The organism is Pedobacter sp. W3I1 (assembly GCF_030816015.1).
GTDB lineage: Bacteria > Bacteroidota > Bacteroidia > Sphingobacteriales > Sphingobacteriaceae > Pedobacter.
The window spans coordinates 6096663-6118042 of record NZ_JAUSXN010000001.1 but is presented as its reverse complement, the minus strand read 5'-3'; the positions used below and the strand labels follow the sequence as shown (position 1 = coordinate 6118042).

Genomic DNA, 21380 nt, shown 5'->3' with positions numbered 1-21380 from the left:
CTTAGATCAGTCACGTTATATTATTCTTAAAATTAATGTTTAAAAGATGTTGAACAAAATAATTTTCTTACTATCTCTAATTCAGTAAATTTGCAACATGTTGTTAAACTGCTATCAGGAAGAATTATTAGAGGCTGGATGTGATGAAGCTGGAAGGGGTTGCCTCGCAGGTCCTGTTTTTGCCGCTGCAGTGATTTTACCAAAGGGTTTTGTGCTGGATGGATTAAACGATTCCAAACAATTATCGCATGAGCAAAGAACTTTATTAAGACCGATAATCGAACAAGAAGCTTTAGCCTGGGCCGTTGCCTCTTGCGATCATGAAGAAATCGACCGCATTAACATTTTAAATGCTTCTTTTTTGGCCATGCACAGGGCGATTGAAAAATTACATACCCAACCTCAATATCTGGTCATTGATGGTAACCGTTTCAAAACCTATCCTCAAATCCCACATAGTTGCATTATCAAGGGAGATGGTAAATATTTAAATATTGCGGCGGCATCGATTTTGGCGAAAACCCACCGAGATGAATTTATGACCAATCTGCATGTCGATTTTCCACATTACAATTGGCAGCAGAATAAAGGATACCCAACAATTGCACATCGTAAGGCTGTAATTGAAATCGGGTTATCTCCTTTTCACCGCAAAACTTTTAATGTGAGCGATCCTCAGTTAGAACTGTTTTCAAAAAACGCCTAAAATTTCGTATTTTCACAACATTGTGAAAATACTGTTGATTACTAAGCGGGTTCCCTTTCCGCCAAATAGTGGTTATCCTATCGTGGTTTATAATACCATAAAAGGTTTGCTGCAGCTTGGTGCAGATATTACTTTGTTTAGCCTCAACCCCACAAAAGGCCGGATCGATATCGAAGATATCTACGATCCTATTTTTGAACAGATTAAATATCATACCTGCGATTTAGATACCGATGTAAATGTATGGTCGGCATTTTTTAATATTTTCACCAATGAATCGTACAATGTTTCCAGGTACTATAGTGAAGATGCTGCCCGACAGCTAGAAAACCTCCTGCGCGAAAACATATTTGATGTCATCCAGTTCGAAGGCCTTTTTGTTGTGCCCTATCTGGATGTGGTTAAAGCAAATAGCAATGCAAAGCTGATTTACCGGGCGCATAATATAGAATTTACGATGTGGGAACGTCTTTCTCATTCAGAAAAGTTTCTCATTCGGCGCAAATACTTAGCTTTTTTAGCGCAGCGGCTTAAAGCGTATGAAACCGATCAGATTAACCGTTTTCACCAGATTTTTGCCATTTCCGAGCCCGATCGCCAAAGTATATTGAGGTTTGGCTGCGAAATTCCAATGTCGGTTTTTCCTGTTGCCATCGATTTGGAAAAATACAAAGTAGATAAAAGTAAAACCAGTTTCCCAACACTTTTTCATTTAGGTGCGATGGACTGGAGGCCAAATCAGGAAGGATTAGAATGGTTTCTGGATGATATCTGGCCCGATATCGAAAAGCTGAATAAAGACCTCCGTTTTTATATTGCAGGGAAAAATATGCAAAAACATTTCTTCGAATACGATTCAGAAAATTTGATCGTAGAGGGTGAAGTTTTCGATGCGGTAGAATTTATGAATTCCAAAGCAATTATGATCGTTCCTTTAATTTCTGGTACCGGAATGCGGGTAAAAATTATTGAAGGCATGGCCATGAAAAAATGCATTATTGCTACAACCACAGCTGCAGAGGGAATTAACTGCAGGCATGGGCATGATATTTTAATTGCGGATTCTGCAGATGAATTTTACCGGTCAATTTTACAATGTATCATTAACCCTAAACGTTGGGTAGAGATAGGAGAGAACGCCCGCAAAACAGTCGAAAACGATCATGGCGTGCATTTAATCTCCAGCAAAATGCTTAAGATTTACGAAGAATTGGTGAATGCTTAAGTATCTTTAATTTAATAGATGCGAAACAAGTTCAGCATGACAGATGATTAGAAAAATCATCTAAAAACTCCTTAAAATTAACGCCAAAATTTTGTCTTTTTCTTAGTAGTTTTGCCCCCCAGGAAGAATAACAAATAAAGCCGTCATAATCAACAGCATATCAGTTGTAATCGCTTCATTATCATAAAAAAATAAATTTACGGATGAAAAACACCGCATTAACAGAAAAACACATCGCTTTAGGCGCTAAAATGGTTCCATTTGCAGGTTACAATATGCCTGTTACTTACGAAGGTATTAACGCTGAACATGCAACTGTTCGTAACGGTGTAGGTGTTTTTGATGTAAGCCACATGGGTGAATTTATTCTTAAAGGTGAAAATGCATTAGATCTTATACAGCGCGTAACCAGTAACGATGCTTCTAAATTATATGATGGAAAAGTTCAGTACTCTTGCCTGCCAAACAAAGACGGTGGTATTGTAGACGATCTTTTGGTTTACAAAATAGATGATAAAACCTACATGTTAGTGGTAAACGCTTCTAACATCGAAAAAGATTGGAACTGGATTCAACAATTCAATTCGAAAGATGTCGAAATGCACAATATTTCAGATCAAACCTCTCTTTTAGCCATCCAGGGGCCAAAAGCAGCAGATGCTTTACAAACATTAACTGATGTTGATTTGGCATCAATGGAATATTACACCTTCGTTAAAGGTACCTTTGCTGGTGTTGATAACGTAGTTATTTCTGCAACAGGATATACCGGAGCTGGTGGTTTCGAGATTTATTTCGAAAATCAATATGCGGATCAAATTTGGGATGCTATTTTTGAAGCTGGTGCGCCATATAACATCAAACCAATTGGTTTAGGTGCCCGCGATACTTTACGTTTAGAAATGGGTTTCTGTTTATACGGAAATGATATTGATGATACTACTTCGCCAATTGAGGCCGGTTTAGGTTGGATTACCAAATTTTCTAAATCTTTTACCAATTCAGAAGCATTATTGGCACAAAAAGAAGCTGGTATTCAAAAGAAACTGGTTGGCTTCGAAATGATCGATCGTGGTATTCCGCGCCATGATTATGAAATTGCTGATGCCGAAGGAAATATTATCGGTAAAGTAACTTCTGGTACTCAGGCACCTTCTTTACAAAAAGCAATAGGTATGGGCTACATCGCAAAAGATTTCGCTAAAGAAGGAACTGAAGTTTTTATTTTAATCCGCAATACACCAATTAAGGCTAAAGTGGTTAAATTTCCTTTTTATAAATAGATAAAGTATTAAGTATCAAGTATCGAGATGAATTTGTCTTGATACTTGATACTTTAGTACTCGATACTCAACATATGTCAAAAAAAATAGAAGTTTGTTTAACGCCGGCCTTAATCGATTTATATGATATCGATCAGAGCATTGTGGTGGTTATCGATATTTTAAGAGCCACTTCATCTATTACTTATGGGATAGATAATGGTGCTGAAGCGATTATTCCTGTAGCTAATGTTGAAGATTGTTTAACCTATCGGGATAGCGGATTTTTATTGGCAGCAGAACGAAATGGAGAGGTGGTAAAAGGATACGATTTCGGCAACTCGCCATTCTCTTATACCCATGAAAAAGTAAATGGGAAAACGGTTGTTCTAACGACTACCAATGGAACTAAAGCCTTGCATTTGGCTCAGAAAAGAGCTTATCAGGTTGTAATTGGATCTTTCCTGAATTTAGATACTCTTTGCGACTATTTGAAAAGCCAGAATAAAAATGTGCTTTTATTGTGCGCTGGCTGGAAAGATCAGTTTAATTTAGAAGATACCCTTTTTGCTGGCGCGGTGGTAAATAAGCTCCGTCAAAATTTCGAACATTTTGATGATTCCAGTGTGGCTGCAGAAGATTTGTATGCCTTAGCTAAAACAGATTTGAGGAAATACCTTCACAAATCATCACATAGCCATCGCCTGGCTCAGTTGAACATAGAAGAAGATGTTGTTTTCTGTTTGCAGCTAAATCTTTGCAAAACAATTCCGGTACTAGAAGGTGAACGTTTGGTGGCTTTAAAACCTGTAACATAGTCCTCGTTTATAACGAGGATTAGTGAGAACCACATTTGTAATGTGGCTAAAATAATCGTTAGGCTCTCTCTTATCGACGATAAAATCGTCTTTCTCCTCCATCCTCGTTGAAAACCATAGCCGTTAACCTAAGCTTTGAATATGTCGTTTAGTATTTGGAATGCTGCTTTTTTTCCTTTTTTAGGTTCTAATAAGAGTGATTGAATTATTGGGTATATGTATTGATCATACCATTTTAGGGCACTAATTTCTTTTCTTGCCATCTTCCTGATGACTTGTGCGATTACCCTGAGGTGCTTGAAGACTTTCCATGTCGAGCAGGATCGATTTTTAAACTTTTGGGTAGCTATTGAATCGATACACTTGTATATTTTCCAGTTTACTACTATCCTGAGCAATTTAGCAAGAAGCTGACATTCAAGACGGGCTTTCTTCACCGCTTTTACTTTATGGATCCCGAAAAGTGATTTCCAGCTCTTGAACATAAGTTCTATCTGCCATCTCAGCCGGTATAGCTCGGCCACCATTTCGGTTCCGAGCCTGTCTTTTCCTGCATTGGTTATGAACAGACTGAACCTTGCCCTGTTTTTGTATTCATCGGTTAGGGCATAACCCTGTCTTTTTGCCTGGACGTTCGCTTTTCTGATCCGTTCTTCCCATACTGCCCGAGGTACAGGTACAGCTACCAACCTACATTCCACAGTTTCATCTCCTTTACCAATGGTTACGCAGACCTCACTTATATTCTGTCCTGCAGCAGCCATAGCCTGGTATTTTTTTGCCCAGTCGATATACTGTCCCGTTTCTGCTTCAACGGGTCTACAGGAGGGATGTAGCCTGTTTAAGAAATAAGCCTGCCGCCTGGCAATTCCTAACAGATAGCTCTGGGTAACATACCCCAGGTCTCTGATGTGTAGCTCACCCTTGCCTATACGGTCAATGTGTGCGCCCGAATATCTTTGGTCGTTCTCTGTTGCCCGTGTGAAATCAAGTGTTTTCCAGCAGCCGCTCTTAATGTCAAGGGCATACTGGATATTCATAAGTGAATTCCCTGCTGCAAAACGGCCCATAGGCGGATAGGCTTCCGAAAACCCCTTTGGAAGATGGAATTTACAGGAGTCAGCGATGATAACAGCTGAAAAGGCTGACCAGTCCCTGGCGTCAGCAAAATCCATCCTGGTCAGCATCTGATCGGAAAGAACAGCCTGGACAAACTCCACACTGCTCTGGTTAAAGCGTTTATGCAGTGCAACCTTGCTCACGCGGATACCGTTGTGTATCACCATGTCATCGCAGGAATTCTGAAGACTGAGCTGCCCATGTTCCAGATCAGCGAACATCAGGCACTCCAGGAAATGTTCGGGCGCAAGCTTCGAAGACCGTTTCATGAAACCTGTTCTGCGTGCAGTAGCACGTACTTCATCAATATCCAGCAGGCGGTCCAACTCTGGGGAAAGAACATTCAGTGAACTTTCGCAAATAATATCGGACGATAGAAATAATGCACTTTTTCCCTAAGAAATCGAACATTGTTTAAAAAAAAATAGTATTTTTAAATAGAAAAAGGCGGTACTTCCACCAAGAACTAACCGCCTTTTAACTAATAAAAAAACAAATATGGAAAAAATCTAATTGCTTCGCACAGTGGCGAAGCCCTGTCTATTTCCCAACTTAAAATCTACTTTTAAAAATTAAGTTAACGGCTATGGTTGAAAACGAGGACGATGTACCATAGCCTTAAAAAATTAAAAGCTAAAATTTAACCCAAGCATCACTGCATTTTTTCTAAAATTTGCACCATTAAACTGCGTTTCCTCTGTTGCCCGGCTATTAAAATAAGCTTTATCTACTCCTATGTAAGTGTTGATGTTATTAATCTTATAATCAACCTCTACCCCTAAACTTTTGTTTATTGGTACAGCCAGATTAATGTCGCCACTTAATGCAAAGGAGTTTGCCTTATGCGTAAAGCTTACAGGTTTTGAAAAATCGGGGATTAAATTCCAGTTGGCTTTTGCCGAATAAGTATAAAAACCACCCAAAACTGTGGCACCTACACTAAATTTATTCGCTTTAAAAACGAATTCTGCTCCAAAATCGAAACCTTTATATCTTGTTTCATAAGTAGAGTTTAAGCCCTTGCTATCAGGATTATTTGCACTTTCTAACAGATGAAATTTTTGCTTATGGTATGAAAGCCCAATAATTGGATTAATGTTAAATTGCCCAAACTTCAATAGTTGGTAACTGAGCTGTAAACCGGCATCGTATAAGTAGCCCTTATTTGCATTGAGCAGGTCAAAATAAAAGGCACTTTGCCGGTTATCATCAGCGTAATCGGTATCTTCTGCCTCGCCCTTGGTTATGCTGCTGTACTGGTTGGTGGCTTTTACGCTGAACCGATCGGTAAAGTTGTATTTGATATCTAATCCAAAGCTTGGACCCTTAAGGTTTTTCCAGATTAGTTCTGATAGGACATTCGGACTGGTTCCGGCAGCATTACCTGCTATAGACCAATCAAATTTAGATTGCTGAATACCAAAATAAGGTTTTACTTCCCATTTATGGGGATTATCTTGTGCAGATGCAGTTTGGTAGAATAAAAGGAGCGTTAAGCAGGCTAAAAATGGTTTGATAAAGGAAATCCGCAAAGCGATCAGCATATCTGTTTTATTTTATAACAGCAAAATACACATAGTGGCCATTTTAAACCACTATGTGCAATGATTTATTTTTTAAAATGGATATACTGAAGCGATAAATGATTTATCAGTAGGTGATAATACGGTATTCCATCCCACTTCGAAATCACCGATGGTTAATTCGTTAGGAACCGAATAATGCATGATCGAATATTTATCATAAGCACTATAATTGGTTTGTGTAGTACTGTATTTTGCGAATAAGTTATTATCTACATCTGCCTGACTCCAGTAATTTGGTGCAGCAGCATAATAGGCATAAACAGCTGGTTTATCCCAAGGAATAGCTACCAAGGGGTGTTGGTGCTCATGGATCAATCCTAAGGCATGACCGAACTCGTGGATAACCACACGGCTATATTCCGAATCTGCAGTACTTGCAGTTAACCAACCGTAGTTCATGGTCGCACCGGTACTAGGAGTCGATTTTCCAATGTAAGACCAGGATCCATCTCCATTTACAAAACTTACTCTGATTTTGGCAGTATTATCGTTTGTTACAAAGTTGAATTTGATGTTGGCATATTGTTCCCATGCTTTTGCATATTGGATTACTTTAGCTCTGATGGCTGCTGTGCTTCCGTTTAAACTCACTTTAATTGTAGTTCCCGGAATCCATTTTGTTGACTTTAGAACGGCGCCTCTTGGGGTAGTGCCATCCAAAGATCTTTCTGTACAGATCTGGATATTACCAAGCGGATTAACCGCTGATAATTCAGGTTTTTCTAAATCTGTCGTTTCAGTTGGTCTTTCTTTTTTACAGGCGAATAATACTGTAGTTAGTGCTAGGGCAGTTAATAGCGTTTTATTTAATTTTAAGAATTTCATGTTTAGGTTTTTAGGTAAAAGATTAATGATCTGTAATTGACTTGGAAAATCAAGTTAGAAAATCGTAAAAACAGGAATTCTTCTTTTTTGAAAGAGAATAATCAGGTTGAAAAACATAGACAGACATTTAGGTTAATCGCCTCTGCATTTGCAGAGTATAATCCTAAAGTAAAATAATATTATATCAACACCAAGAGAATTGTAATATTTTTATTGCATAAGTGTATTCTTTACACTCTTTTATTTATTTAATATAAACTATTTTATTGTAGTTTTAAAGTTACATTTGAGGAGAAAAGCTTTATAGGCCTAATTGGCTATTTTGTGATCAGTTCAGAGATTGTCGGACTGTTTTTAATCGTAATTAGCGCTTCTTCGTGTGCAAGCCAATAAATATCTTCAGCACGTTTCATGTCGAATGTACTAATAGCTCCTAAACCTTTTGGTTCTATTAATACGTTACAGAATTTAGCTTTTCTTTCCATATCATGGTTGATAGACATGATACCTGCACGGCCCATTAAATTGGTAATGCCTGTAATTTTATCCACTGGCTTAAGGTGGTTGCAGGAAGATCCGATAATGAAATCGCAGTCCGCCATCAAAGGTTCAACCGGGAAATTATTTAAAATGCCACCGTCCACATACATCTGGCCATCAATCATAATGGGTTTAAAAATGCCAGGTATACAGCTAGAAGCATGAATAGCCCTGATAAGCGGCCCTTTTGTAAAATAAACCAACCGGCCTTCGCTAAAGTTTACGGCAGCAATGGTTAAAGGTATTTTTAGCTTCTCAATTGAATTTTCGGGAAAATATTCTTTTAAAATTAAAGAAGTATTCTCAATATTAATTAAGCCTAGTGAACCTACGGCCGGACGTACAAAACGCCAGAGTTTAGTTTTAAGGAAAATATTTAGACCTTCTTCCGGATCTATGCCAGCGGCAAAAAAGGCTCCGGCTATCGCTCCTGCACTTGTTCCACTAATGTGACTAAAGGTAATGCCCAAATTGCTAAAGGCCTTTAAAACGCCTAAATGTGCTATTCCTCTAATACCTCCGCCTGATAATACAATGCCAACTTTCATAGATTTAATTTAGGATGATTAATTAAAAGTTCAACTGATCGATTTTACTGTTAATTGTTGTATTGTTATTTTTTTTTTGCCTGCGAACTTAAACTGATAACTAGAAACCGCAAACTGATAACTATCTCTGTTGTTTGGGTTTATACTTCGATTGATTTAAAATCTTCTGCGCATCATGATCTGCCATTAACTGTTGCAAAGTAACATCAGGATGTGCTTTCATATATTTCTTAACAATTTGCCAACCCATCCATACACCCAACTTTGGTGCCGAATCTCTATTTTCGCCTAAACCTGGGGTAAAAGGTCCTTCAGCTAAAAATACCTGGATTTTTTGGTAGTCGGTTTCATACAGGTAATTGTTCTCTAAAAAATATGCCCAAATATCTCCTTCAAAATTTTGTGCCCAGTCTAATTGCTGTTGGGTATATCCGATTTTGATAGAATCGCCTAAGTTTTGGGGCAAAACCTGATCAAGAAAGTATAAAACCTTTCCCTGGAAAATCATTTTAGACAACAGGGTCCTATTATCATCAGGTTCAGCAAAAAGTTCTTCGTGGGCATATGTTTCCGCCACACGAGGCACAATATACTCAGGTGCAAACCTCCTCGAAAGGTATAAGGGTACACTTTGCACTATGGCCCTATAAAATTTGCTGTCTTTGCCCAGAAACATATCCAAACCAATCCCCAAATAGTGATTGCCCACTGGCATTTGATAAGCAAAACCTGAAGCAAAAGAAATAAATTTTGGAATTTTAGCTTTTGGATAATAGTATTTAATGTATTTAAAAGTTTCGTTTAATCCCTCTTCCTGTACTTTTAAGTTTGGAAAAACACTATCTACTTCTTTGCTTAAATCGGTATAAGCCTGATCGCGGTACAAATTGGTCAACGATTCGGTATTGGAATATTTACTATCTAAAATCCGGTGGATAAAATCGTCATAAAACATACCATACTTTGAAGCAAGTTGTTTATCTACGTCAATTACATCTTTATTTTTTCCGGCAAATAGCTCGTTATCAAATCTTTCTATTTTAATGTTTACCTGTATATTACTTACATCGGGCCTGTTGCTTTGCCTGCAAGAAATAAATGTGACGGCAAAAAGAAAAATTAAATAAATTTGCCAATGTTTTACGTTATACATCATGTAGAACAAATATATATAAACACCTATAGCATGAAAAGAATATCAACCATTTTAATTTTGTCTGTTTTAAGTTTTGGCGCATGGGCGCAAAATTCGCCTTTAACCAATTATGGCTTTAGGTTAGGTTTAACCGCTACCCCAACCTTTGGTTGGATTAAACCCGAACAGGGAAAAACAGACGGACTAGCTTTAGGCTTTTCTTATGGATTAATTGGCGATTTTAATTTCGCCCCGAATTATAGTTTTTCTACCGCTTTAACCATCACCTCGATTAATGGTAAAAGTACTGAGGCCAATGTTTTACCATATTACGCAACCAGTAGCAGTACAGCACCAAAAGCTTACGATTTAAAATATAAACTACAATACGTAGACCTGCCTTTAACCATTAAACTAAAAACGGTAAAGACTGATGGAAAACGCTGGTATGGCCAGTTTGGATTATCTAATTCAATCAATATCAGTGCGAAACAAGATGCTGTAACTGGTGGTACGGTTGTTGGCGATAACTTAAATGTATCTGATAACATTAAACTTTACCGTGCCGGATTAATTATCGGTGGTGGCGGCGAATTTGATATTTCGGGCAATACCAGCATCGTTGCCGGTTTAACTTTTAATAACGGTTTTACTAATATTGTAACAGATAAAGCCAGAAATGTTAAAAATCATTATTTGGCACTTAATTTCGGCGTATTTTTCTAATCGAAGAATTTGTCTTGCTACTTGATACTAACTTCTTGATACTGCTTAACAACTTGATACATTAAACATGAAAATAGCACTAGCACAACTCAATTACCATATCGGAAACTTTGAGGCCAACACAAAAAAAATAGCCGAAAATATTCGATTGGCGAAAGATAAAGGGGCTGATTTGGTTGTTTTTGCCGAGCTGGCTATCTGTGGTTATCCACCAAGAGACTTTTTGGAATTTGATGAGTTTATTGCGCTGTGTGAGACTGCTGCTCAGGAAATAGCCAAACATTGTACAGATATTGCCTGTATTGTTGGCCTACCGATTAAAAATGAGGTATTGCAGGGAAAAGATCTGTTTAATGCAGCCTATTTTATTGAAGACGGAAAAGTGAAAGCCACGGTGAAAAAAGCACTGTTGCCAACTTACGATGTTTTTGATGAATACCGCTATTTCGAACCCGCCACACAATTTAACTGTATCGATTTTAAGGGTAAAAAAATTGCCTTAACCATTTGCGAAGATCTGTGGAATATCAACGATAATCCATTGTATGTGTCAAATCCAATGGATGAGCTAATTAAAGAGCAGCCTGATGTCATGATTAATATTGCAGCATCTCCTTTCTCTTATACCCATGATGATGAACGCATAAAAGTATTGGCCAATAATGCAAAAAAGTATAACCTGCCTGTATTTTATGTAAACCAGGTTGGTGCGCAGACCGAAATTATTTTTGATGGAGGTTCTTTGGTTTTTGATGCTGATGGAACAATGAAAGCAGAGATGAAGTATTTTGAAGAAGATCTTCAGGTTTTTGATCTGGAAGAGGTTGAAAACGTGCGTAACAAATATCCCCAACCGGAAAGATTAACCGATATCGAGCAGATTCACGATGCATTGATTTTAGGTATAAAAGATTATTTTAGAAAATCTGGTTTCAGCAAAGCAGTTTTAGGACTGTCTGGCGGAATTGATTCAGCTGTGGTTTGTGCCTTGGCTTGTCGAGCATTAGGCCCGGAGAATGTTATGGCCGTTTTAATGCCTTCTAAATTCTCTTCCGACCATTCTGTTCAAGATGCTTTAGATTTGGTTAATAATATTGGTTGTATGCACGAAATTGTGCCAATTAAAGATGTTACAGAAGCTTTTGATCATATACTGGCACCAGCTTTTAAGGGACTGCCTTTTAACCTTGCCGAAGAAAATGTTCAGGCCCGTATCCGTGGGATTATTAATATGGCCATGAGCAACAAATTTGGCTATATTTTATTGAATACCTCGAATAAAAGCGAGTGTGCAGTGGGGTACGGTACCTTGTATGGTGATATGTGCGGTGCCATTGGGGTGATTGGCGATGTATATAAAATGCAGGTTTTTGAGCTGGCAAGATATATTAACAAAGAGAGGGAAATTATCCCGGTCAATACCATTGTTAAACCACCATCAGCAGAGTTAAGGCCTGATCAAAAAGATTCTGATTCGTTGCCCGAATATGAAATTCTGGATAAAATATTATATCAGCACATCGAAAAGAAACAGGGCTCAAAAGCCATTATTGCTCAAGGTTTTGATGAGGAATTGGTGAAGCGGATTCTGAAAATGGTAAATATTGCTGAATTTAAACGTTACCAAACGCCACCAATTTTAAGGGTATCGCCAAAAGCATTTGGTATGGGTAGAAGAATGCCGATTGTAGGGAAGTACATGGCTTAGGTTGTTAGAAAGTTGAAAGGTTGTAATGTTGGAAGATTTGAAAGCTGATCGATTAATTGCTTAAATTGTTCAATTGCTTTGATTAACTGGTTAAGCGGTCAATAGTTTAAACTATAAATTGAAAACTGCCAAAAGAAAACTGTCTAATTATGGTTGAGTTGATTTAAAGCAAGCTGCCTTATTTCAGCTTCTTTCTCAAAAGAAATGATGTGGTTTAAGTTAGAATGGTCATGCATTTTGCTAACAGCTTGTTTTCTGGTTGCCGCATCTTTATCAAAACAGGCAATGTGAAATAAGTTTGCCTGATCATCCATTTTGCTCACTGCCAATTTTCTTGTTGTATCATCCTTATCAAAAGAGGCAATATGAAATAAATTAGACTGGTCGTTCATTTTTATAACTGCAATTTTTCTTATTGCGGCATCTTTATCAAAGGAAGCGATGTGAAATAAGTTTGATTCATCATGCATTTTAGCAACAGCAATTTTTCTTATCACAATATTTTCATTAAAGCTGGCAACATGAAATAGGTTCGATTCATCGTTCATTTTACCCACTGCAATTTTGACGACCGCGGTATCTTTATCAAAAGAAGCGATGTTAAACAGATTGGATTCATCGTTTATATTTTGAACAGCTATAACCCTGACTTTTTCACTTCTACTCGTTCTTGCTATTGTAAATAAATCCTCTTCGGTAATCGGTTTACTAAAATCTATACTATCGGCATAGTTGCTTGAAGTAATGGTAAGGGTTTGTTAGTTTTTGTGAGTAAAGCTGACGCAGCCGCTTAGATATAAAACACTGCTTAAAAATAAAAGAGATTTTTTCATGTTAACTTAGATGATTACACTAAGTTAGCTAATTATTCTTAGTTTTTTGGTTTCTGTAATTATAACAAATAAAGAGGATGTCATCTCGACTGAAGCACAGTGAAATGAGAGATCTTTAAAAGATTTCTCAACTGCGTTGCACTCCGCTCGAAATGACGATCTATTACAGGTCCTTTATTACATTTTATGCTAAAGTAGCATCAACGGTAATCGTGGTGTTTAATAATTTAGAGATCGGGCAGTTTTTTTCTGCATCAGCTACCAATTCATCAAACTTTTCCTGTGTTAAATTAGGTACAGTAGCGGTTAGGGTTAAATGTGATTCAACAATTTCACCTTTAGATGGATCAAGGTTAATTTCACATTTAGTTTCCAATTTATCGGCTGTAAATCCTGCTTCAGTTAAGTTAGCTGATAACTTCATTGTAAAACAGCCGGCATGCGCAGCAGCAATTAATTCCTCTGGATTTGTGCCAACACCTTCTGCAAAGCGAGAATTAAAAGAATATTGAGTATTATTTAAAGTAGTGCTTTGTGTAGTGATGTTACCATTGCCTTCTTTAATAGAACCTTGCCATACGGCTGTTGCATTTCTTTTCATGATTGGATTTAATTTTTAGATTGTTTAACATCTAAAGATAAAAATATGTTTGTTTAATGGCGGTAATTCTTTGTTAAGAAATTATCGTGTTAAAATCATTTTCAAATCCTATTAGAGTAAGTTTTCCAAAAAAAGAAGCTGCTTCAAAAGAAACAGCTTCCCTTTCATTACGATCTTTTTAGGTTATTTATCTGATTTTTAATTATAAAGGGTACAATACCGCAGTTGCCTGTTTATCCTTTGCTGATAAAACAGTTGCACCACTTCCACATTGTCCGCCGTTCATTAATGATAATGCATCGGTTCCCCCAACCCCCGGTACATTAATGGTTGTAGATTGGTTGGTGTGTTTAAATGAAATGGTATGTCCAAATTCATGTGTGATGGTTCTTGTACGTTGTGCAAAAGAATTGTTCTGGATCAGATTCTGGTTAATCCAAACTGTATTGCCAGCCTTACCGTTAGAAGTTGATAAATAAGCCTGTCCACACGTGGAACTTCCAATGGTATTATCTACTTTAATTAGAATATCATAAACAGTACCTGTTGTAATCACAAATTTGATTTTAGAATTAGGTACTGTATTCCATTGGTTGATGGCAGAATTGATTTCGCTGATCATCCCATTTATCGAGGGATCGATTTTAACGCGGATGTTAGTACTATTGGTTACAATATATCCATTATAATACTGTTCTGTTACCGGTTTCCCATTATCGGCAGGAACCTCCATATTTTTACTAAATACGATGTCGCCATCAACAATGTAATTATCCCCACTTTCTACAATCTGTGCATCTGAAAATCCAAGATTTTTGATATAGGCAAGAACTTTTTGATTTTGACCGGTTTCGTTTTCCAGATCAGCTGGTAGCTCGTTTTTCTTCGAACATGACATCACTACTACTGATAGCAATACAATCAGCATAGTTTTTTTAAATAGGTTTTTCATAGTTTAGGTTTTTGGTTTAGATCGTAATGTGCTTTAATTGAGTATTATATGAATAAATATAATACAAAAAATACAAATATGTATTATAACATATATTATTTTGTATTTTTAATTAGCATATTACGATCTTGTCTTATGCCTAATCTGTTTGGTGTTTTAGGGTATTATTTCTAATCGATTGGAAAAGCAATATTCCTACGCCAATCATAATCGAAATATCTGCAAAATTAAAAACACCTGTCTGGAAGATATAAAAATCCATATGCATAAAATCGGTAACCGATCCATGTACAATCCGATCATATAGGTTGCCGATACCACCGCCTATCAGAAAACACAAAGCAATTTGCATACTGATTGGTAAATTACGTTTGGCAAACAGGAAATATAAGCCATAGCCTAAAAAAAGTAAGGGTAAGCCAGTTAAAATAATGAGCCTGAAAATATAGGGCATATTATCGCCAAGGCTTAAAAATGCCCCGCTATTTTCTACTTTGGTTAAGGTAAAACGGTCTTTTATGATGCTGATATGCTCGTAATCGCTGATCTCGGTACGCACAATTTTTTTAGAAATCTGATCGCAGCCAAAATTTAAGGTGAGCAGTAATAATAAAACAGACCACCTAAGGTTTTTATGGTATTTCATTTGTTTAAACTAAAATTTATTGAGGAATGAATTCCGTTTGCGGAATAACCAATTTCTTACTGATTTCGGGAATTAATTTCCTGAGTGAGGCTTCCTGACTTTTTTCGGCATTTATAAAATACCAGTTTTTGCCACCATCGTACGACATACACAAAAGGTTGCTTTTAACGATAGCCTTTTTGCCGTTTATTTCTGCTGTAGCAAGTTGTGGAATTATGCATTGGTAATTTTGACCAGTCTTTATCATTTCGGAAGGCTTGCCAAGCTTGACGTTCTTAAATGAAAAACCACTTGCCGTAAGTGCCTGAATACTCGTTTTTAAATTTGCCTCTGCCGATTTTGCCCCACCTAGTGTTTGTGCCACTTTGGGATGGGTACGTTTTAATAGGGTTTTATAATCCGATTTACTATAAGCTACCAACATCGCATTCGACTGTTTGCTTAAACTATGTAAATAAACTTGAGCATTTGTATTTGTACTCCCAAAGATGACCAGAAGTAAAAGCAATGTTTTTATTTTTTTACCCATTTTCTATAAGGAATAATCAAGGCTAAGATAACCGCTAAAGCACTCAGTATTTTTGCAATAATATCGCCGCTTTTTACATAAAACGTAATCTCGTCATTTAAATTAATGTTTGCTTTAATAGCCGTTCTTGTCCACCATTTGGTGCTTTGTGTAATATCGCCACGTTGATTAATGAAACAGGAGATTCCAGTATTTGCTGATCGGGCTACATCGCGGTGGGTTTCAATTGCCCTCAGTTTAGCATACATCATATGCTGGTCTTTACCTGAGGTATTTCCCCACCAGCCATCGTTGGTAATAATGGCGATAAATTGTGCGCCATCTTTAACCTGCTCACCAATCCAGTCGCCCCATAAACTTTCGTAACAAACAACAGGGGCGGCACCAATGCCGCTTTGTGCATAAAGTACACTTGGTTTTTCCTGCCAGCCCCATCCGCTTACGCTACCTCCTAATTGTGAAAATACACCATCAAGAAAAGAAAACACTTTAGGGAAAGGCATTTTTTCAGCTCCCGGAACTAGTTTCGATTTATGATAAAATTGAACATTTGCAGAGTTTTCTATCTGCATGGCAGAGTTAAAATTATCCCAATACTGGTTGCTTTGAGAATCGTACTTTGCAGAGAGTGTTTTCTTAGTCTGGTAGATTTTTATGCTTTCAATTCCGGTAATGAGTGTTCCGTTTTTGTATTTATTTAAGAAGTTTTGTAAATTAATGAAATCAGGATTGCTCCGGATTCTATCTTCATCTGCGTAATTTGGAATGGCTGTTTCCGGCCAGATAAAATATTCGGTATTCGGCTGCCCGATTGAATCTGATAGGTGTGTTAATATTTTAATCTGCTCAGCAGTAGGTATATTTTCCAGTTTTTGATAAGGATCGATATTGGGCTGAACCACTACCACATTACTTGGCGTACCTTTTTGCTCGGCGGTAAAATACTTGATTAATGAAATACTGATGGGAACAATTACCACTAAAGCCCAAATCCCAGCAGTTCTAAACCTTAAATATCCTGTTTGGGATTTGAATTTTTTGTAAGCTTCAAATGCTAAAATATTGCTGACTAGTATCCATAACGAACCTCCATATATTCCTGTGTAATCGTACCATTGCGCCAATTGGTGCATTCCTGCCAACCCATTTCCTAAAGTCATCCAGGGGAAAGCTAAATCCCAGGTTTGTTGTAAATATTCTAAAGCGATGTAAAAGGCAATTAGCCCAAGGTAGGCAACTTTTTTATTTACGTATTTGCCCAACCTGTAGTATAACCAAAAGGCAAAAGTCATTAACAGAGCACCTAATCCATAAGGAATTAAAGAAACGGGTAGGGCAATGGCAGGGTCATTATAAGCACTTATGGCATTGTACACCCAATAAATGGATGCAGTATTCCAAACCAAGAAGGTTAAGCCTGCCGTTAAGAAAATTCTTTTTCCCTGCTTTTTTTCGGCATTGCCTGAAATAGAATTAAGCGCAATGAATAAAGGCACAAGGCCAATTAATAATAATGGCGTGGTAAAAGGCATTGGTGGCCAGGCCAGCCACAGTAAAAATGCGCTTAAGAGGGCGAGGAGGTAAGTTTTTTTTTTGTTCATTTTAAGTGCTGGCCCAATATTGTCATCCTGAGCCTGTCGAAGGACTAATTAATTATTTGGCGTTTCGACAAGCTCAACGTGACAATTCGAGGGGATTTAGTTTTACAAACTTTCTAAGATATTTGCTTTTTTAGCTTCGTATTCTTCCTGGGTGATCAGGTGTTTATCATACAAAGTTTTAAGCTTGCGTAATTTTAAAGTGGTTTCGTCTTCTGGCTCTTCTACAACTTCAGCGATCTGAATAACAGGTTGCACTGGTTCTGGAGTTGGTTCGTATGCAGGAATTTCGGCAAGGGGTTGAGCATTAAAATTGATAGGAGATGCCGATGTACGGTTTTCTTCCAGTTTTTGCTGACGAAGCATTTCCTTATACTCTTCCAATTGCTGGTTTGCCGCCTGGTGTAATTTACGCGCCTGTACTTTCGGAATAAATTCGGTTACGATATTTTCGCCATGCTGGGGTACACAAATAAATTTAGAACCAAAAAACTCTTCTTTAAACGAAACCTCTTTAATGCTTTTCCACGAAATATCCTTGAAGTTCATGGTTAAGCCTAGATTACCCGGTTCGCAATAAAAAATCCGTTTATTAGAAATCGCGATGCTATCCGGTAACAAGTTTACTGCTGGTTTTTTCTGTACAGCTAAATATAAAAGTTCTTCGCCTGTGGTTAAAAGGTCGTTTAATTTTCCAATAACTTTTTCAACTGCTTTGGGGTCTTGTTCGTCACTCAGAAATCTATCTATGCTAATCATATAATTTAAATTTTTTGTTCGAGATAATTTTCTACCTCTTTTTGTAAAACTGGTATGTCCTTAATTATAATTTTCCATATAACCATGTCATTAACATTATCATATGAATGGATTATTTTATTTCTTAAATCAACAATTTGCCTCGAATATGAAATGATGATTTCAGGATTTATTTTCAGAAGCTTATTTATGGCTTCTCCTATAATTTCAAGTTCACGTTCAACTGCTCTTCGTTTGGTTTTGTTCGCTTTATAAATTTCAAAAGCGAAGTTGTTTTCCAAATGCTCGTAAATAGATTCAATCGAAATTTTAATATCGGTAAGAAGTTTTTTTTCTTCTAAAACACTCATATCAATTGAATTTTACTTTGATTAATACTTTCAATAAGATAAGGATTACTTAATGTTTCTTCAGCCAATAAATCAACTTCTCTTTTTAATAAATCCTGCAAGGCATAAAGTAAATCGAAATAATTATTTCCGTAGCTTTCAAAATCAGATTTATTAGAAAAATTAATTAAAAAATCAATATCACTATCCTCTTTTAGATTGTTTTTGGCAGCGCTACCAAATAAGTAAGCCTCCTTAACATCGTATTTCTTAAAGAGATCTTTTATTTCGGGTAAATGATTTGAAATTAAACTTTCCATATTTTTATTTTAAAACAAGCTACTCTTCAGCATCTTCATATTTGTTTTTGCTTTTAATGTTGGGTTTCCCCGCTATGCAAATTACAAATTCTCCTTTTAAAGTATTGTTTTCAAAGTGTGATTTTATTTCTACCAAAGTTCCACGTACGGTTTCTTCGAACATTTTGGTAAGCTCCCTACTTACCGATGCCTGTCTGTCGGCGCCCAAGTACTGTGCAAATTCTTCTAAAGTTTTTAATAAACGGTGCGGACTTTCATAAAGTATGATGGTGCGGTCTTCCTCGGCTAACTTTTTAAATTTTGTTTGTCTGCCTTTTTTTACCGGCAAAAAACCTTCAAAGCAAAATGCATCGGCAGGTAAGCCCGAATTAACCAAAGCAGGTACAAAAGCTGTTGCGCCGGGTAAACATTCGACAGCAATATCATTTTTAATGGCTTCGCGTACCAGGAAGAAACCCGGGTCGGAAATGGCAGGTGTTCCGGCATCAGATATCAGGGCAATTTTTTGTCCTTCGTTTAAAAACTTGATAATCTCTGAAGTTGCCTTATGTTCATTGTGCTGATGATGTGAGAAAACTCTTTTATCGATGCCAAAATGTTTGAGCATCGGGGCGCTGGTACGGGTATCTTCTGCCAGGATTAAATCGCATTCTTTTAATATACGGATTGCCCTAAAGGTCATATCCTCTAAATTGCCTATAGGCGTTGGTACGAGAAATAGTTTGCCATCCATCTTTCAGTTTGCAGTTTACAGTTAACGGTTTGCAGTTTTTTCCAAACTCCTTACCCCAAACTCCAAACTCTTGCTATCTTTGCTTAAAAAATTAAATAATGCTGCAAGTTAACTATATCCGCGAAAATAGAGAGAAAGTTTTAGAACGTTTAAGTATCCGTAATTTTAAACAACCAGAACTGGTAGATGAAATCATCAAAATAGATGAAGACCGCCGTTCTACACAAACTTCCCTGGATAGTATTTCTGCTGAAGCGAATGCAGCTGCCAAACAAATTGGCGATTTAATGCGTACTGGTAAAAAAGAAGAAGCCGAGGCGATTAAAGTACAAACGGCTTCTCATAAGGAAAATATCAAAAACCTGAGCGATAAATTAAATGAGCTGGAAGCAGCTCAGCATAATTTAATTGTTCAATTGCCTAATTTGCCTTACCATTTAGTAAAGCAAGGATCTACGGCAGAAGAAAACGAGGTTGTTCTAACACATGGCGAGCCCGCACAATTACCAAGTAAGGCTTTACCGCATTGGGAGCTTGCTGCGAAATATGATATTATCGATTTCGAACTGGGCGTAAAAATTACTGGTGCTGGTTTTCCGGTTTATAAAGGAAAAGGTGCAAAGTTACAACGTGCATTAATCAATTTCTTTTTAGATCATGCTACTGAGGCAGGTTATAAAGAAATGCAGGTGCCTCATTTGGTTAATGCAGCTTCAGGCTTTGGTACCGGACAATTACCTGATAAAGAAGGGCAGATGTACCATTCAACGGTTGATGATTTATATTTAATCCCAACTGCCGAAGTCCCGGTAACCAATTTATATCGTGATGTAATTGTTAAGGAAGAAGATCTTCCAATTAAAAATACCGCTTATACGCCTTGTTTCCGTAGAGAAGCTGGTTCTTACGGTGCACACGTACGCGGTTTAAACCGTTTACACCAGTTTGATAAGGTTGAAGTAGTTCAAATTACACATCCTGATAAATCTTACGAAACTTTAGAAGATATGAGCCAATATGTTCAGTCTTTATTAAAGGAACTGGGATTACATTACCGCGTGTTGCGTTTATGTGGTGGCGATATGGGCTTTACGTCTGCCATGACTTACGATATGGAGGTTTGGAGCGCTGCGCAAGAGCGTTGGTTAGAAGTTTCTTCTGTTTCAAATTTCGAAACTTATCAGAGTAACCGTTTGAAATTACGCTTTAAAGGAAAAGAAGGTAAGGCGCAACTGGCACATTCATTAAATGGAAGTGCATTGGCTTTACCGCGCATTGTGGCTTCGATTTTAGAAAACTACCAAACCGAGGATGGAATTAAAATTCCGGACGCTTTAGTGAAATATACCGGTTTTGATATTATTGATTAAACCTCAACCTGTTATAGCAACTGCTTAGGCTTCTGCTTGAGCCTCCCTCTCCTGAAGGAGAGGGAATGCACAGACACTACGTATTGCTAAGCCCGTTAAAAGGGTAAGGGCATAAAAAAAGCTTTGCAGTAATGCAAAGCTTTTCGTTTTTATTATAGATAGATGTTATGCGTATGAATTATAAAATCAAGATCAACAATAAAATGATGATGATGATTGCACCAACTGAAAGGTAAACACCTCCAGAAACTGCACGGGCCTGACCTTTTAATTCTCTTAACTCGCTACGTAAAGCTTTACGTTCTGCTCTCGTTAAGTTAGATTTGTCCATGTCTCTGATTTCTTCAACGCGGGTTTTAATTCTTTCCAGTTTCACTGCTTGTTCTGCAGTTAATTCTGTTGGGTTTTTCGCAGGTTTATCAGCTGCCTGAGCTGAATTAAAACTAATGCCTAAAGCGAAAATCAGGGCTAACGTGTAGATGAATTTTTTCATAATATCTAATTTTTTAGTG

At 37.2% G+C, this 21380-nt stretch carries 24 protein-coding genes; 7 read left to right on the top strand and 17 right to left on the bottom strand.

Annotated elements, in window-relative coordinates; all coding sequences use genetic code 11:
- Positions 1-97 precede the first annotated feature (97 nt).
- From QF042_RS25030 to QF042_RS25015, 4 genes are all read left to right on the top strand, one after another.
- Positions 98-706, top strand: a complete 609-nt coding sequence (locus QF042_RS25030) for a ribonuclease HII (protein ID WP_307532872.1) — start codon at positions 98-100, stop codon at positions 704-706.
- A gap of 22 nt (positions 707-728) precedes the next feature.
- Positions 729-1931 (top strand): glycosyltransferase family 4 protein, encoded by a 1203-nt coding sequence (locus QF042_RS25025; RefSeq protein ID WP_307532871.1) that lies wholly within the window; start codon positions 729-731, stop codon positions 1929-1931.
- Positions 1932-2134: 203 nt separating this feature from the next.
- Positions 2135-3214 (top strand): glycine cleavage system aminomethyltransferase GcvT, encoded by a 1080-nt coding sequence (gene gcvT / locus QF042_RS25020; protein ID WP_307532870.1) that lies wholly within the window; start codon positions 2135-2137, stop codon positions 3212-3214.
- 74 nt (positions 3215-3288) lie between these two features.
- A complete protein-coding gene (locus QF042_RS25015; RefSeq protein WP_307532869.1) occupies positions 3289-4011 on the top strand; it encodes a 2-phosphosulfolactate phosphatase in 723 nt (240 codons plus the stop codon).
- Between the two features lie 128 nt (positions 4012-4139).
- Here the strand turns inward: QF042_RS25015 and QF042_RS25010 are convergent, their stop codons facing one another.
- The 5 genes from QF042_RS25010 to gldB form a co-directional block, all read right to left on the bottom strand.
- Positions 4140-5456 carry an IS4 family transposase gene (locus QF042_RS25010; RefSeq protein ID WP_307532868.1) on the bottom strand — a complete coding sequence of 439 codons (1317 nt, stop codon included), beginning with the start codon at positions 5454-5456 and terminating at the stop codon, positions 4140-4142.
- Positions 5457-5756: 300 nt separating this feature from the next.
- Complete coding sequence (locus tag QF042_RS25005) at positions 5757-6674, bottom strand: hypothetical protein (RefSeq protein WP_307532867.1); 918 nt, start codon at positions 6672-6674, stop codon at positions 5757-5759.
- A 72-nt stretch (positions 6675-6746) separates the two neighbouring features.
- Positions 6747-7541, bottom strand: coding sequence for a M12 family metallopeptidase (locus QF042_RS25000; protein ID WP_307532866.1), 795 nt, complete (start codon positions 7539-7541; stop codon positions 6747-6749).
- 317 nt (positions 7542-7858) lie between these two features.
- Positions 7859-8629 (bottom strand): patatin-like phospholipase family protein, encoded by a 771-nt coding sequence (locus tag QF042_RS24995; protein WP_307532865.1) that lies wholly within the window; start codon positions 8627-8629, stop codon positions 7859-7861.
- Between the two features lie 121 nt (positions 8630-8750).
- Complete coding sequence (gene gldB, locus QF042_RS24990; RefSeq protein ID WP_307532864.1) at positions 8751-9785, bottom strand: gliding motility lipoprotein GldB; 1035 nt, start codon at positions 9783-9785, stop codon at positions 8751-8753.
- Positions 9786-9815: 30 nt separating this feature from the next.
- Between gldB and QF042_RS24985 the strand changes: the two genes are divergently transcribed.
- Positions 9816-10490 carry a porin family protein gene (locus tag QF042_RS24985; protein WP_307532863.1) on the top strand — a complete coding sequence of 225 codons (675 nt, stop codon included), beginning with the start codon at positions 9816-9818 and terminating at the stop codon, positions 10488-10490.
- A gap of 67 nt (positions 10491-10557) precedes the next feature.
- Positions 10558-12198: an NAD+ synthase gene (locus QF042_RS24980; protein WP_307532862.1), complete on the top strand. Its 1641-nt coding sequence runs from the start codon at positions 10558-10560 to the stop codon at positions 12196-12198.
- Between the two features lie 143 nt (positions 12199-12341).
- On the opposite strand, the gene QF042_RS24975 is transcribed toward QF042_RS24980, so the two are convergent.
- The 11 genes from QF042_RS24975 to rsmI form a co-directional block, all read right to left on the bottom strand.
- Entirely contained in the window at positions 12342-12755 is a 414-nt protein-coding gene (locus tag QF042_RS24975) for a hypothetical protein (protein ID WP_307532861.1), read from the bottom strand.
- Between the two features lie 201 nt (positions 12756-12956).
- A complete protein-coding gene (locus tag QF042_RS26445) occupies positions 12957-13031 on the bottom strand; it encodes a lipoprotein (RefSeq protein ID WP_373459109.1) in 75 nt (24 codons plus the stop codon).
- A gap of 184 nt (positions 13032-13215) precedes the next feature.
- Positions 13216-13632 carry an OsmC family protein gene (locus tag QF042_RS24970; RefSeq protein ID WP_230142108.1) on the bottom strand — a complete coding sequence of 139 codons (417 nt, stop codon included), beginning with the start codon at positions 13630-13632 and terminating at the stop codon, positions 13216-13218.
- A gap of 202 nt (positions 13633-13834) precedes the next feature.
- Positions 13835-14584 (bottom strand): M57 family metalloprotease, encoded by a 750-nt coding sequence (locus QF042_RS24965; protein WP_307532860.1) that lies wholly within the window; start codon positions 14582-14584, stop codon positions 13835-13837.
- 139 nt (positions 14585-14723) lie between these two features.
- A complete protein-coding gene (lspA, locus tag QF042_RS24960) occupies positions 14724-15230 on the bottom strand; it encodes a signal peptidase II (protein ID WP_307532859.1) in 507 nt (168 codons plus the stop codon).
- Between the two features lie 16 nt (positions 15231-15246).
- Positions 15247-15759: a hypothetical protein gene (locus QF042_RS24955; RefSeq protein ID WP_307532858.1), complete on the bottom strand. Its 513-nt coding sequence runs from the start codon at positions 15757-15759 to the stop codon at positions 15247-15249.
- Positions 15744-17360 (bottom strand): apolipoprotein N-acyltransferase, encoded by a 1617-nt coding sequence (gene lnt, locus QF042_RS24950; protein ID WP_307532857.1) that lies wholly within the window; start codon positions 17358-17360, stop codon positions 15744-15746. Before lnt ends, QF042_RS24955 begins: the two co-directional genes overlap by 16 nt.
- Positions 17361-17462: 102 nt before the next feature.
- Positions 17463-18116: a PH domain-containing protein gene (locus QF042_RS24945; RefSeq protein ID WP_307532856.1), complete on the bottom strand. Its 654-nt coding sequence runs from the start codon at positions 18114-18116 to the stop codon at positions 17463-17465.
- Positions 18117-18121: 5 nt separating this feature from the next.
- Positions 18122-18466, bottom strand: coding sequence for a DUF86 domain-containing protein (locus QF042_RS24940; RefSeq protein ID WP_307532855.1), 345 nt, complete (start codon positions 18464-18466; stop codon positions 18122-18124).
- Positions 18463-18765 (bottom strand): nucleotidyltransferase family protein, encoded by a 303-nt coding sequence (locus tag QF042_RS24935; protein ID WP_307532854.1) that lies wholly within the window; start codon positions 18763-18765, stop codon positions 18463-18465. The genes QF042_RS24940 and QF042_RS24935 overlap by 4 nt, the downstream gene beginning before the upstream one ends.
- 19 nt (positions 18766-18784) lie before the next feature.
- Positions 18785-19498 (bottom strand): 16S rRNA (cytidine(1402)-2'-O)-methyltransferase, encoded by a 714-nt coding sequence (gene rsmI, locus QF042_RS24930; protein ID WP_029277358.1) that lies wholly within the window; start codon positions 19496-19498, stop codon positions 18785-18787.
- Positions 19499-19596: 98 nt separating this feature from the next.
- Between rsmI and serS the strand changes: the two genes are divergently transcribed.
- Positions 19597-20868 carry a serine--tRNA ligase gene (gene serS, locus QF042_RS24925; protein WP_307532853.1) on the top strand — a complete coding sequence of 424 codons (1272 nt, stop codon included), beginning with the start codon at positions 19597-19599 and terminating at the stop codon, positions 20866-20868.
- 178 nt (positions 20869-21046) lie between these two features.
- On the opposite strand, the gene QF042_RS24920 is transcribed toward serS, so the two are convergent.
- Positions 21047-21361 carry a hypothetical protein gene (locus tag QF042_RS24920; RefSeq protein ID WP_307532852.1) on the bottom strand — a complete coding sequence of 105 codons (315 nt, stop codon included), beginning with the start codon at positions 21359-21361 and terminating at the stop codon, positions 21047-21049.
- Between the last annotated feature and the right edge of the window lie 19 nt (positions 21362-21380).

Excerpts from the sequence above, each read along its gene's own strand:
- QF042_RS25030 (WP_307532872.1), top strand. The coding sequence starts at position 98 with ATGTTGTTAAACTGCTATCAGGAAGAATTATTAGAGGCTGGATGTGAT.
- gcvT (WP_307532870.1), top strand. The coding sequence starts at position 2,135 with ATGAAAAACACCGCATTAACAGAAAAACACATCGCTTTAGGCGCTAAA.
- QF042_RS25015 (WP_307532869.1), top strand. The coding sequence starts at position 3,289 with ATGTCAAAAAAAATAGAAGTTTGTTTAACGCCGGCCTTAATCGATTTA.
- QF042_RS25005 (WP_307532867.1), bottom strand. The coding sequence starts at position 6,674 with ATGCTGATCGCTTTGCGGATTTCCTTTATCAAACCATTTTTAGCCTGC.
- QF042_RS25000 (WP_307532866.1), bottom strand. The coding sequence starts at position 7,541 with ATGAAATTCTTAAAATTAAATAAAACGCTATTAACTGCCCTAGCACTA.
- QF042_RS24995 (WP_307532865.1), bottom strand. The coding sequence starts at position 8,629 with ATGAAAGTTGGCATTGTATTATCAGGCGGAGGTATTAGAGGAATAGCA.
- gldB (WP_307532864.1), bottom strand. The coding sequence starts at position 9,785 with ATGATGTATAACGTAAAACATTGGCAAATTTATTTAATTTTTCTTTTT.
- QF042_RS24985 (WP_307532863.1), top strand. The coding sequence starts at position 9,816 with ATGAAAAGAATATCAACCATTTTAATTTTGTCTGTTTTAAGTTTTGGC.
- QF042_RS24980 (WP_307532862.1), top strand. The coding sequence starts at position 10,558 with ATGAAAATAGCACTAGCACAACTCAATTACCATATCGGAAACTTTGAG.
- QF042_RS24970 (WP_230142108.1), bottom strand. The coding sequence starts at position 13,632 with ATGAAAAGAAATGCAACAGCCGTATGGCAAGGTTCTATTAAAGAAGGC.
- QF042_RS24965 (WP_307532860.1), bottom strand. The coding sequence starts at position 14,584 with ATGAAAAACCTATTTAAAAAAACTATGCTGATTGTATTGCTATCAGTA.
- lspA (WP_307532859.1), bottom strand. The coding sequence starts at position 15,230 with ATGAAATACCATAAAAACCTTAGGTGGTCTGTTTTATTATTACTGCTC.
- QF042_RS24955 (WP_307532858.1), bottom strand. The coding sequence starts at position 15,759 with ATGGGTAAAAAAATAAAAACATTGCTTTTACTTCTGGTCATCTTTGGG.
- lnt (WP_307532857.1), bottom strand. The coding sequence starts at position 17,360 with ATGAACAAAAAAAAAACTTACCTCCTCGCCCTCTTAAGCGCATTTTTA.
- QF042_RS24945 (WP_307532856.1), bottom strand. The coding sequence starts at position 18,116 with ATGATTAGCATAGATAGATTTCTGAGTGACGAACAAGACCCCAAAGCA.
- QF042_RS24940 (WP_307532855.1), bottom strand. The coding sequence starts at position 18,466 with ATGAGTGTTTTAGAAGAAAAAAAACTTCTTACCGATATTAAAATTTCG.
- QF042_RS24935 (WP_307532854.1), bottom strand. The coding sequence starts at position 18,765 with ATGGAAAGTTTAATTTCAAATCATTTACCCGAAATAAAAGATCTCTTT.
- rsmI (WP_029277358.1), bottom strand. The coding sequence starts at position 19,498 with ATGGATGGCAAACTATTTCTCGTACCAACGCCTATAGGCAATTTAGAG.
- serS (WP_307532853.1), top strand. The coding sequence starts at position 19,597 with ATGCTGCAAGTTAACTATATCCGCGAAAATAGAGAGAAAGTTTTAGAA.
- QF042_RS24920 (WP_307532852.1), bottom strand. The coding sequence starts at position 21,361 with ATGAAAAAATTCATCTACACGTTAGCCCTGATTTTCGCTTTAGGCATT.